9 protein-coding genes are annotated in these 11617 nt (G+C 70.8%); 2 read left to right on the top strand and 7 right to left on the bottom strand.

From position 1 onward, the window contains the following. Positions 1 to 85: 85 nt before the first annotated feature. The 5 genes from P4R38_RS04215 to P4R38_RS04195 form a co-directional block, all read right to left on the bottom strand. The gene (locus P4R38_RS04215; protein ID WP_277191170.1) at positions 86 to 3070 is read right to left on the bottom strand and encodes a bifunctional [glutamine synthetase] adenylyltransferase/[glutamine synthetase]-adenylyl-L-tyrosine phosphorylase; all 2985 of its coding nucleotides are present in this window, start codon (positions 3068 to 3070) and stop codon (positions 86 to 88) included. Beyond that, positions 3067 to 4401, bottom strand: coding sequence for a glutamine synthetase family protein (locus P4R38_RS04210; RefSeq protein WP_275240280.1), 1335 nt, complete (start codon positions 4399 to 4401; stop codon positions 3067 to 3069). The genes P4R38_RS04215 and P4R38_RS04210 overlap by 4 nt, the downstream gene beginning before the upstream one ends. A gap of 92 nt (positions 4402 to 4493) precedes the next feature. Further along, a complete protein-coding gene (locus tag P4R38_RS04205; RefSeq protein WP_346770735.1) occupies positions 4494 to 6875 on the bottom strand; it encodes an immune inhibitor A domain-containing protein in 2382 nt (793 codons plus the stop codon). Between the two features lie 113 nt (positions 6876 to 6988). Continuing rightward, complete coding sequence (locus P4R38_RS04200; protein WP_275240283.1) at positions 6989 to 8179, bottom strand: MFS transporter; 1191 nt, start codon at positions 8177 to 8179, stop codon at positions 6989 to 6991. Between the two features lie 76 nt (positions 8180 to 8255). After that, positions 8256 to 8438, bottom strand: a complete 183-nt coding sequence (locus P4R38_RS04195) for a methionine aminopeptidase (protein WP_275240285.1) — start codon at positions 8436 to 8438, stop codon at positions 8256 to 8258. An 80-nt stretch (positions 8439 to 8518) separates the two neighbouring features. On the opposite strand from P4R38_RS04195, the gene map reads away from it, so the two are divergent. Both map and ppgK read left to right on the top strand, forming a co-directional pair. Continuing rightward, a complete protein-coding gene (gene map, locus P4R38_RS04190) occupies positions 8519 to 9382 on the top strand; it encodes a type I methionyl aminopeptidase (protein ID WP_277191169.1) in 864 nt (287 codons plus the stop codon). 32 nt (positions 9383 to 9414) lie between these two features. Next, the gene (gene ppgK / locus P4R38_RS04185; protein ID WP_275240289.1) at positions 9415 to 10182 is read left to right on the top strand and encodes a polyphosphate--glucose phosphotransferase; all 768 of its coding nucleotides are present in this window, start codon (positions 9415 to 9417) and stop codon (positions 10180 to 10182) included. A gap of 48 nt (positions 10183 to 10230) precedes the next feature. Here the strand turns inward: ppgK and P4R38_RS04180 are convergent, their stop codons facing one another. Beyond that, on the bottom strand, positions 10231 to 11376 hold the full coding sequence (locus P4R38_RS04180; RefSeq protein ID WP_277191168.1) for a lipid II:glycine glycyltransferase FemX: 1146 nt from the start codon (positions 11374 to 11376) through the stop codon (positions 10231 to 10233). A 45-nt stretch (positions 11377 to 11421) separates the two neighbouring features. Continuing rightward, the gene (locus P4R38_RS04175) at positions 11422 to 11598 is read right to left on the bottom strand and encodes a hypothetical protein (protein ID WP_275240291.1); all 177 of its coding nucleotides are present in this window, start codon (positions 11596 to 11598) and stop codon (positions 11422 to 11424) included. Between the last annotated feature and the right edge of the window lie 19 nt (positions 11599 to 11617).

Here is an 11617-nt window from a genome sequence, read left to right as displayed (position 1 = left end):
GCCCGACACGCCCTGCGGGGCCATCTCAGCCGTCGGGTCTCTCGGACGCTCGCCGGGCCGCGGCAGGCCGACGACCTCGGCGGTCTCAGCGGCCCGGACGGGCGCCGTTCTCGGAGGGTGGGGTGCCGTAGAAGCACTCGTCGACCACGGCGCGGGCACGCCGCGCGCAGCGGCGGTAGTCGTCGTGCAGCGCCGGGCCCGACCCGGTGGGCATGCCCAGGATGCGGCCGATCCCGTCACCGTCGCGCAGGTCGCTGGGCAGCGCGTCGACCGGGCGCCCCCGCCACAGCACCGACGCGTTACGCAGCAGGGTCGCCAGGGTCCACGCCTCGCGCAACGCCTCGGCCTGCTCGTGACCGAGCAGACCCGCGTCCGCCGCCCGCTGCAGGGGCGTCATCGTCCCCGGGTGCCGCAGTCCCGGAACCTGGCCGGCGTGCTCCAGCTGGAGCAGCTGGACGGTCCACTCGACGTCGGCGAGTCCGCCGTGGCCGAGCTTGAAGTGCGTCTTGCGGTCACCGCCGCGCGGGATGCGCTCGGCCTCCATCCGGGCCTTGAGCGTGCGGATCTGCCGCACCGCCCGGACGCTCAGACCGTCCGCCGGCCAGCGCAGCGGATCGATCAGCTCGGCGAACGCGCGTCCCAGCTCCCGGTCGCCGGCCACCGGCGTCGCGCGCAGCAGCGCCTGCGCCTCCCAGCCTTCCGACCACCGGTCGTAGTACGCCCGGTAGGAGTCGAGGCTGCGCACCAGCGGGCCCGCCTTGCCCTCGGGCCGCAGGTCCGCATCGACCGTCAGCGCGGGGTCCGGGCCGCTGAGCTGGACCAGGCGCCGGAGCTCGGTGACGACGGCGAGGGCCTGCTCCTGGGCGCGCTGGTCGTCGGCATCCTCGTGCGGCCGATGGACGAACATCACGTCGGCGTCGCTGCTGTAGCCCATCTCACGGCCGCCGAACCGGCCCATCCCGATCACGGCCAGGCTCGTCACCAGCTCGCCGTGCTCCGCCTCGACCCTGCGGACCGCCACGTCGAGAACCGCCTGCACCGTCGCGGCCATGACGTCCGTCAGCGCGACCTCGACCTGGTCGAGGTCCAGCAGGCCGAGCAGGTCGGCGATCGAGATCCGCAGCAGCTCGGTCCGGCGGACCGCGCGCGCTGCGAGCGCCGCCTGGTCCGCGTCGCGGTGCCTGCGGGCCGCCGCGCCCATCGTGCGGGTGAGTGCGTCCAGGGTCCGCGGCGTCATGGCGTCCGGGTCGTCCAGCATCGCGACCGCCGACGGGGAGCGTTCGAGCATCGCCGCGGCGTACCTGCTGCTCGCCAGGATCTTGGCCAGCTGCTGCGCCGAGGACCCCTCACGCAGCTGCTTGAGGTACCAGGGGCTCGTGCCGAGCTCGTCGCTGATGCGGCGGAAGGCCAGCAGCCCGGCGTCCGGGTCCGCCTCGTTCGCGAACCACTGCAGCATCACCGGCAGCAGGGTCCGCTGCATGACGGCGCGGCGGCTGACACCGGACGAGAGCGCCTCGATGTGCCGGATCGCCCCGGCGGGATCACGAAAACCGAGTGCTGCCAGTCGTTCTCGCGCGTCCGCGGGGCTCAGCGTCGCGTCGTCGTCGCTCAGCCGAGCGACCGCCGACAGGAGCGGTCGGTAGAAGAGCCGCTCGTGCAGGCGGCGCACCTCTCGCGCCTTCCCGCGCCACATCTTCGTGATCGTCTCGCCCGGGTCGGAGAACTCACCGACGCTGCGACCGAGGCGGCGCAGGTCCGCCTCGCTGGTGGGCATCAGGTGGGTACGCCGCATCCGGGACAGCTGGATGCGGTGCTCCAGGACGCGCAGGAAGCGGTAGGCGACGTCCAGCTCGTGGGCGTCCGAGCGACCGACGTACCCCCGGCGCGAGAGCGCGTCGAGCGCGGCGAGGGTGCTGCGCTGCCGGATCCGGTCGTCGGCTCGGCCGTGCACCAGCTGCAGCAGCTGGACGCTGAACTCGATGTCGCGCAGGCCACCCGGGCCCAGCTTCAGCTGACGCGCTGCCTCCGCGGGCGGGACGTTGTCCTCGACGCGCCGCCGCATCGCCTGGACGTCCTCGACGAAGTTCTCCCGGGTGCTCGCCTGCCACACCATCGGCGTCATCGCCTCGAGGTACGCAGCGCCCACCTCGGCGTCACCGGCGATGGGTCGGGCCTTCAGCAGCGCCTGGAACTCCCAGGTCTTGGCCCACCGCTCGTAGTACGCGCGGTGGCTCTCCACGGTCCGGACCAGCGGGCCGTTCTTGCCCTCGGGGCGCAGATTCGCATCGACCTGCCACAGGTTGCCCTCACCGGTGGAGGCGGAGCAGGCGCGCATCGCGGACGTGGCCAGCGCGGTCGCGACCGCGATCGCCTCGTCCTCCTCGACACCGTCCGCCGGCTCGGCGACGAAGACCACGTCCACGTCGGAGAGGTAGTTCAGCTCCAGCCCGCCGGTCTTGCCCATGCCGATGACCGAGAGCCGGCACCGCTGCGGGGCGTCGTGCTCCTCGCGCGCGATCAGCAGCGCCGCCTCCAGCGCGGCGCCCGCCAGGTCGGCCAGCGCCTCGCCGGTCGCGGGCATCTCGTCGTACGGATCGCTGGTGAGGTCGATCGCCGCGATCTGCAGCAGCTGGCGTCGGTAGGCGATCCGCAGCGCGTCGTACGCCGTCAGCTCGCCACGGTCGGTGACCTCACCGCACAGCAGCCGCGCCAGCTGGACGGCGTCGCGTCGTTCGGCGTCGATGACGTCCCGCCACTGCTCCGGGTGCCGCACCAGGTGGTCGGTGAGCGCCGAGGACGCCCCGAGGACGGCCAGCAGGCGGTGGCGAGGCTGATCCGCGCTGCTCAGCAGCGCGTCCAGATCGGCTCGCTGGCCGTCGGCCAGCGCCTCCCGTACACGCAGGAGGCCGAGCAGGGCGCCGTCCGGGTCGGCGGTGCGGCCCAGCGCGGTGACCAGGCCGGCCTGGTCGGTCGACCCGAGCTCGTCCAGCATGCCCGCCGCCCGGGTGTGGTCGGCGAACCCGGCCCGGACCAGGGCGCCCGGCCGGCTGACGGGTCGTTCCGGACTCACAGGTGCAGGTACTGCTCGAGCTCGAACGCGGTGACCTGCTCGCGGTAGGCCGCCCACTCCGAGCGCTTGTTGCGCAGGAAGAAGTCGAAGACGTGCTCCCCGAGCGTCTCGGCGACCAGTTCGGAGTCCTCCATGATGCGGATCGCCTCGTCCAGCGACGCGGGCAGCGGGTCGATGCCCATGGCGCGACGCTCACGGTCGGTGAGCGACCACACGTCGTCCTCGGCCTCGGCCGGCAGCTCGTAGTCCTCCTCGATGCCCTTCAGGCCGGCCGCGAGGAGCAGCGCGTAGGAGAGGTAGGGGTTGCACGCGGAGTCCAGCGACCGGACCTCGATGCGGGTGCTCTGCCCCTTGCCGGGCTTGTGCATCGGGACCCGCACCATCGCGCTGCGGTTGTTGTGACCCCAGCACACGTGCGCGGGTGCTTCGCCGCCGCCCCAGATCCGCTTGTAGGAGTTGACCCACTGGTTGGTGACGGCGCTGATCTCGTTGGCGTGCCGCAGCAGGCCGGCGATGAACTTCCGCCCCGTCATCGACAGCTGGTACGGGGCGCCGGCCTCGTAGAAGGCGTTGCTGTCACCGTCGAAGAGCGAGACGTGGGTGTGCATGGCCGAGCCCGGGTGACCCGCCAGCGGCTTGGGCATGAAGGAGGCGAAGACGCCGCGCTCCAGCGCGACCTCCTTGACCACCGCCCGGAACGTCATGATGTTGTCCGCCGTGGCGAGGGCGTCGGCGTACCGCAGGTCGATCTCGTTCTGACCCGGACCGCCCTCGTGGTGGCTGAACTCCACCGAGATGCCCATGTTCTCCAGCGTCGTGATCGCCGCCCGGCGGAAGTCGTGCGCCGTGCCGTGCGGGACGTGGTCGAAGAAGCCCGCCTGGTCCACCGGCGTCGGCGGCATGCCCGGCGCGACGTCCGGGCGGAAGAGGTAGAACTCGATCTCGGGGTGGGTGTAGAAGGTGAAGCCCTGCTCCGCCCCGCGGGCCATCGCCCGGCGCAGCACCGTACGCGGGTCCGCGGCGCTGGCGTTGCCGTCCGGCAGCCGGATGTCACCGAACATCCGCGCCGTGCCGGGGTTCTCCCCGCGCCAGGGCAGCACCTGGAACGTCGTGGCGTCCGGGCGCAGCAGCATGTCCGACTCGTACACGCGGGCGAGGCCCTCGATGACGCTGCCGTCGAAGCCGATGCCCTCGGCGAACGCGCCCTCCAGCTCGGCGGGCGCGATGGAGACGGACTTCAGCGTGCCGAGCACGTCGGTGAACCACATCCGCACGAAGCGGATGTCACGCTCCTCGATGGTCCGGAGCACGAACTCCTGCTGGCGATCCATGGGGACGATCCTGCCTCACTGCTGCGGGGACGCGCAGCGGCCCCGGGCATCGCCCGGGGCCGCCGCTGGTGTTGCTGGTGCTCAGCCGTGGATCAGTGACCCTTGGCCAGCATGCTGCCGGTCGGGAAGCCGAGCTTCAGCTCCAGACCGTCGCCCTGCTTGCCCAGGACCTGGATCTTGGTGCCGGTGCCGGCGACCTTGACCGAGTTGTACTTGCCCGACTCGTACCAGTACGCGTTCGGGTTGGTGTCGTCGAACGTCGTCACCGCGGGACGCGACGGGACGTTGGCGGCGAGACCGTTCTTGTGCAGCGTGAACGCGTCCGTCTTCTCGGTACCGAAGGTGGCGTCGTACGGCTGGATCTTGTTGCCGACCAGCGTGTTGTCCGGCCACATCATCGGCTTGGCGTGGGCGTCGACCGGCAGGACCTGCCCGTGACCCGGGTGCGCCGAGACGTTGTTGTCCGCGTACTCACCGTCGACGTAGCTGACCAGCAGACCGTCCTGGTAGGGGTAGTGCTCCACGAAGTCCGGACGCTGCGGGCCGAAGCCGAAGTTGTACGGACCCTGCTTCAGCGTGGTGTCGTAGCCGCTGTACCGGCGGTACTCCGCCAGGTAGTAGTGCGACACCATCTTGGAGTCGGTGCCGTTCATGCGGACGAAGCCCTTGGCGGTCCACGCCCCGGTGCCGGCCTCGACGTCGTCGGTCACCGTCTGGCCGTCGGTCGTGAGGGCGATGTCGTCCAGGAACGCACCGGCCTCGTTGTAGCCACCGTCGGTCATGTACAGGAAGCGGAACTTGATCTTCTTGCCCACGTACGGCGTCAGGTCGTAGGACGTGGTGCCCCAGGTCGGCTGCTCGCCGGAGAGCTCCTTGCCCACGTTGGTCCAGGTGGAGCCACCGTCGGTGGAGACCTGACCGTAGAGGTAGTCGTAGCCCTCCTCGATCTGGTACCAGACCGCGGCGCTGACGCTGGCCGACGTCTTGCCGGTCAGGTCGATGTCGCGGGTGAGCGAGTTGTTCAGGTCGTCACCGCGGCCCGACCACCACTCGTACGAGCCCGACTTCGGCTTGTTGTACGGGGTGTCGACCTTCTTGTCCGGCAGCGTGACCGCGACCGTCTGCGGCTTGGTCTCGTTGTCCATGTCGGCCGGGCCGAGGCTGACCTTGCCGGCGTTGCCGTACGGCACGACCTTGATGTCCGACCAGCCCAGCTGGGCCTTCTCCCACGCACCCATGTAGCCGGGCGTGGTGCCGATCGCGTCGCCGCCGTGGTTGAGCCACGAGCCGGCGCTCATCAGCGTCCAGAAGCCGGTGCCGTTGGTGGCGGTGTTGGTGGTGTCGTACAGGTCCGGCAGGCCCAGGTCGTGGCCGTACTCGTGCGCGAACACGCCGAGGCCGCCGTTCTCCGGCTCCGTGGTGTAGTCGCGGACCCAGAACCCGGTGCTGCCGATCTGGACGCCACCGGCCTTGTTGGTGCCGGGGCCCTGCGAGCCCGCACCGGTCTGCACGGCCCAGCGGTGCGACCAGATCGCGTCGGCACCCTCGGCGCCGCCACCGGCCTCCTCGCCCTCACCGGCGTGGATGGCCTGGAAGTGGTCGATGTAGCCGTCGGGCTCGTTGAAGTTGCCGTCGCCGTCGTAGTCGTTGCGGTCCCAGACGTCGAACTGCTTGAGGTAGTCCTTGATCTGGGCGTCGGTCTTGCCGGCGGCCTTCTGGCTGTTGTACCAGGCGGTCAGCGAGTCGCCGATGAACGCCCAGTAGCCCTCGGACTGGCTGGTGCCGTCGCCCTTGACCGGGTTGTGGCCGTAGCGAGCCTCGTTGTAGGGCACGGTGACCCAGTCGGTGACGTCGCCCTGGACCTTGTGGCGCCCCAGCGACTGTGCCAGGTAGAAGTTGTGGAACGACTCACCGGTCGTGCCGAACATCATCTTCTGGTAGTGGTCGCGGTTGAAGTCCGACACCCAGTAGGTGGAGTTGTTGTCCGTGGCCGTGCCGTCGTACGTACGGTCCGGCTTGGGGATCTGGTTCTTCAGCGGGCCGGCGGTCCCCCCGGTGGCCGGCTTGGTCTGCGTACCGAACTGCGCGAGCACCGTGAAGATGTTCGACGTCTCGGTGGCGTCGTACTGGACGTACTTGGCCTTGGTGGTCGTCCTCTTGGCGTTCTTGCCCATGGCGGCCTTCTGGCCGGCCGTCGGGGTGCCGTCGTCGAGAACGATGACGCGGGTGCCGTTGATCACCTTCGTCTTGGCCTTGCCCTTCAGCAGCTTCTCCACCGCGTGCTGACGGGTGGCGGCTGCCTTCTTGGCAAGCGGGTCGGGCAGGTTGTCCGCCCGCACGACGGTCGACGGGCTCTTCTTCCCACCGGCGTCGGCCATGGGGGCCGAGTGTGCCGAGCTGCCAATGGGGTTGAGCGCGAGAACCATCGCTGCTGCGGTGCCACCCGTGGCGGTGGCGAGCAGGCGTCGCTTCACTTTTCCTCCTGGAGTGATGAGCCGGCCACAGCCCGATGTTGTCGAGGGCGGCGCAGCCAGAGGTAAGTGTGCGCGAACGGAACACGTCATGTGAAAGGTTCGAGAAGAAACCTTTACGAAATCTTTGAGTACCGTCCGGTAGGTACCGCGCGGTAGAGGACCACCGCGGCGACCAGGCCGACGGCACCGGCGGCGGCGACCCCCGCCCCGAGCGACACGGTCGCCGTGAGCGCGGACAGCAGGACCGGTCCGGCCGTGCCGCCGATGTCGGACAGCTCGCGCCAGATCCCGAGGAACTGGGCCCGGCCGACGTCCGGAGAGAAGTCGGCACCGAGCGTCATGACCATGCCCGAGCCGATCCCGTTGCCGAAGCCGAGCACGCAGGAGACCAGGGTCAGCGGGACCACTCCGCTGGTGAGGGGTATCGCCAGCAGCGCCAGCCCCATCACGACCATGGACGGCACCGTGACCCAGCGGCGGCCCTTGACGTCCATGACCTTGCCGGCCGGGTAGAAGACGAGCATGTCGACGCCCCCGGCGATGCCGTACACCACGGACGCGGTCTGGGGCGACAGCCCGAGGTGGTCGGCCCACAGCGGGATCACCGTCTGCCGGGAGGCCCGGACCGCGGCGACGAGGAGGATGCCCACGCCGACGGTGAGGAAGACCCGGCGGTGGTCACGCAGCACGCCGCGCACCGTGACCTGCGCCCGCGCCGTCGCCAGGTGCGGGTGGGGTGGCAGGTCGGGCATCCGGGACGAGAGCACCCCGGCGAGCAGCAGCGCGGACCCGCACACCAGGTAGGCCGCCGGCAGACCACCGGTGTGGATCGCGGCCGCGCCGATGAACGGGCCGACGAACACGCCGACGCGCATCACGCCGCCGAGGGTGGACAGCGCCCGCGCGCGGTAGCGGACGGGGACGGCCTCGGTCAGGTAGCTCTGCCGGGCGAGCATGAACACCGAGGCGCTGAACCCCAGGAGCAGCACGCCGACGCAGAAGACCGGCAGGGACCCGCCGACGAAGCAGATCACCGAGGCGAGCACTCCCGTCGCGGCGGCGCCGGTGATCACCCGCCGCTCGCCGTACCGGGCGGTGAGGACGGAGGCCGGGACGTTGAACACCAGCGACCCGAGGTCGATCAGCATCACGACGAGGGCCGCGACGGCGACGCTCGCGCCGAGGTCACGCGCGGTCAGCGCGATGACCGGCAGGATCGCGCCGTCGCCGATGCCGAAGAGCAACGACGGCGCGTACGCGGGTACGGCCAGAGCCCGCAGGTCGAAGGCGGGCTCGTCGGTCACTGCTGCGAGGCTACGCCCCGGCCGGACGTCGACGGCCCCCGCCACCGGGCGGGTGCCGTCGTGGACCGGTGGAGGGTCAGCGACCGTCCTGCTCCCAGGCGCGGTCCTCCTTGTCCCACTGTTCGGTCTTCTGCTGAGCGGTGGCGAGCGCGGCCTGGGCCTGCTCCTGGGTGTCGTACGGACCCATCAGCTCACCCTTGGGATCGGTCGAGCCGTCTTCCTCGACCCGGCCGGTCGAGACGTTGTACCAGTAGGCCATCTGGCCACCTCCTGCGTCGAGGACATGGTGCGGGAGACGCCGGACCGACGGCCCGCACGCACCCGCTTAGACTCCACACTATGCCGACGACGACCGCCCGGATCCGCCCCGGGACGATCAGCGCGCGTCGCAGCGTCCCGCGTTCGATCGTCCGTCCCGAGTACGTCGGGCGACCCCAGCCGGCGCCGTACGACGGGCCCGAGGTCAAGGACGCCGAGACCATCGAGCGGATGCGCGTCGCCGGCCGGATCGCGGCGCAGGCGCTGCAGGCGGCGGGTGCCGCCGTCGCTCCCGGGGTGACCACCGACGAGCTGGACCGGATCGGGCACGAGTTTGCCCTCGACCACGGCGCCTACCCCTCCACCCTCGGCTACCGAGGCTTCCCGAAGTCCTTGTGCACCAGCGTCAACGAGGTCGTCTGCCACGGGATCCCGGACGACCGACCGCTGCAGGACGGCGACATCGTCAAGGTCGACATCACCGTCTACAAGGACGGCGTGCACGGCGACAACTGCGCGACCTTCCTGGTCGGCGACGTCGACGAGGAGTCGCGGCTGCTGGTCGAGCGGACCGAGGAGGCCATGCGGCGCGGCATCAAGGCCGCGATGCCCGGCCGCCAGGTCAACGTGATCGGCCGCGTCATCGAGAAGTACGCCAAGCGGTTCGGCTACGGCGTGGTACGCGACTACACCGGCCACGGCATCGGGACGACGTTCCACTCCGGGCTGGTCATCCCGCACTACGACGCGGCGCCGGCGTACGACCAGGTGATCGAGCCGGGGATGACCTTCACCGTGGAGCCGATGCTCAACCTCGGCGGCCCCTCGTGGAACCTGTGGGACGACGGCTGGACCGTCGTCACCGCGGACGGCAGCCGCTCGGCCCAGTTCGAGAACACCGTCCTCATCACGCCCACCGGCCCGCAGATCCTCACCGCGGCCTGACCGACCGAACCCCGCTCGACAAGGAGTCCTCGATGGCCAAGTCCAAGCAGCACCCGCTCGGGATCGACGTGGGCGGCTCGGGCATCAAAGGCGCACCGGTCGACCTGAAGAAGGGCGAGTTCGCCCAGAAGCGCAAGCGCATCGAGACGCCGCTGCCCTCCACCCCGGAGGCCGTGGCCGACGTCATCGCCCAGATCGTCGACCACTTCGCCGACGAGATCGGGGACGAGCCCATCGGGGTGACCGTGCCCGCCGTCGTCCAGCACGGTGTCGTCCGGACGGCCGCCAACATCGACAAGTCCTGGATCGACAGCGAGGCGGAGCAGCTGCTGGAGAAGCGGCTCGGCCGCGACATCACCCTGCTCAACGACGCAGACGCCGCCGGCCTCGGGGAGCTGTACTACGGCGCCGCGAAGAAGGCCGACGGCCTGGTCGTGCTCACCACGCTCGGGACGGGCATCGGGACGGCGATCATCAACAACGGCGAGCTCGTGCCGAACTCCGAGCTCGGGCACCTGGAGATCGACGGGCACGACGCCGAGTCACGAGCCGCCTCCAGCATCAAGGACCGGGAGGGTCTGTCGTACGCCGAGTGGGCCCAGCGGCTGCAGCGCTACTACTCCCACCTGGAGGCGCTGCTCTGGCCGGACCTGATCGTCGTCGGGGGCGGAGTCTCCAAGGACGCCGCCGAGTTCCTGCCGCTGCTGGACATCCGCACGCCGATCGTCCCCGCGCAGCTGAAGAACGCCGCCGGCATCATCGGCGCCGCGCGGCTCGCGCACGACAACGTCAAGGGCTGATCGAGGCAGCCGGCCCGGGTGCGTCGATCAGCCGGGCCGGCGCGGTCGTCAGCCGACGGTGGTCCGCCGCTCGCGGACCTTCTGCCGCAGCTCGTCGGCCGCAGCGCGCGGGTCCCGTACCGCCTTCTTCACCGCGGGCACGCCGCGCTTGAGGCCGGACCGGACCAGAGGCAGGGCGGTGGCGAACGCCGGGTAGAGCGGCGACAGCGGCTTGTCCCACGTCCCGATCAGCAGGTCCTCGTGCTTGGCGAACTGCCGCTTGAAGTCGGAGATGCCGTCGTTGAGCAGCCCGTTGAAGTCGTACCGCTGCACGCCCTGGGCCTTGACGTGCTTCATGGCGTGGAACTTCAGCCCGTAGTTGAGCCGCAGCTTCATGCCACGCGGGCTGACGCCGCCGTACAGCTCGAACGCCGTGCTGCCCGAGACGACCAGCCAGACGAACGCGACGGGCTCGTCGCCCTCCCAGGCGGCCAGCAGCTGGGACCGCTCCCCCATCAGGTCGCGGATGCCCCGGTGGTAGTCGTCGTCGTGCACGGCGAACTCGGCGCGGCGCGCGGTCTCGCGGTTGATCTCCAGGATGGTGCGCAGGTCGGCCTCGTCGGTGACCTCGCCGAACCGGACGTTCTCGGCGCGGAAGGACTTGCGGACGTTCTGGCGCGTCGTCGAGCTGAGCTCCTTGAGGATCGTGTCCTCGTCGCGTGTGACGTCGACGATCAGCGTGCGCGGGATCAGCCCGGTGTTCTCGCTGCGGCGGAAGCCGGCGGCCTCGATGTCGCGCACCCACGGTGCGGGCGGCGTGGCCCGGCCCGCGGCGAGCGCCTCCTCGGTCTCACCCTTCGGCAGCGGGGAGAACGGCTCCTCCCAGTCCGGCTCGATCGTCAGCGCGATCGGCTTGTGCTCGGCCCGGAGGTACGCGGCGACGGCATCGAGGACGGCGCCGCGGTGCTCCGGCGCCGCCTGCGGGCCGCGCGGCACGTACGCGAGGGACCGGAAGGGCGCCGGGAGGCGGCGCAGCAGCACCTGGGCCGACCCCACGACGGTGTCGCCGTCGCGCACGACGAGGCGGTCGGCGCTCCACTCGTACCGGGCCTTCAGCTCACCCCACCCCCACAGCTGCAGGGGGTGGCCACCGGCGTCGTCGACCAGCGCGTCCCACTCGGCGGGGTCGTGACAGGAGGTGACGGTGAGACTCATGGCGGCAAGGCTATCCAGCCGCCGTCGCGGTCCGGCAGGGGTGGCTCAGCGGGCGCGCGCGGCGGCCCGGACCTTGCCCGGGACCTTGCCGGCGAGGCGGTACTCGCGGCGGCTGAGCCGGTCGGCGTACCCGGCCTTGGCGAGGCGGTCGAGCACAACAGGACACTTCTTGCAGCGCGGCTTGTCCTTGCAGCACTTCTTCTTCGCGGTCACCGTCGGCACGAGGTGAACCATAGGTGAG

The organism is Luteipulveratus flavus, from assembly GCF_029439465.1.
In the GTDB taxonomy this organism is placed as follows: Bacteria; Actinomycetota; Actinomycetes; order Actinomycetales; family Dermatophilaceae; genus Luteipulveratus; species Luteipulveratus flavus.
The sequence above is the reverse complement of the archived record's forward strand: the minus strand, read 5'-3'. Positions and strand labels throughout refer to the sequence as shown.

Bases quoted from the DNA above. Each gene is read 5' to 3' on its own strand.
- P4R38_RS04210 (WP_275240280.1), bottom strand. From the start codon at position 4,401: ATGGATCGCCAGCAGGAGTTCGTGCTCCGGACCATCGAGGAGCGTGAC.
- P4R38_RS04195 (WP_275240285.1), bottom strand. From the start codon at position 8,438: ATGGCCTACTGGTACAACGTCTCGACCGGCCGGGTCGAGGAAGACGGC.
- ppgK (WP_275240289.1), top strand. From the start codon at position 9,415: ATGGCCAAGTCCAAGCAGCACCCGCTCGGGATCGACGTGGGCGGCTCG.
- P4R38_RS04180 (WP_277191168.1), bottom strand. From the start codon at position 11,376: ATGAGTCTCACCGTCACCTCCTGTCACGACCCCGCCGAGTGGGACGCG.
- map (WP_277191169.1), top strand. From the start codon at position 8,519: ATGCCGACGACGACCGCCCGGATCCGCCCCGGGACGATCAGCGCGCGT.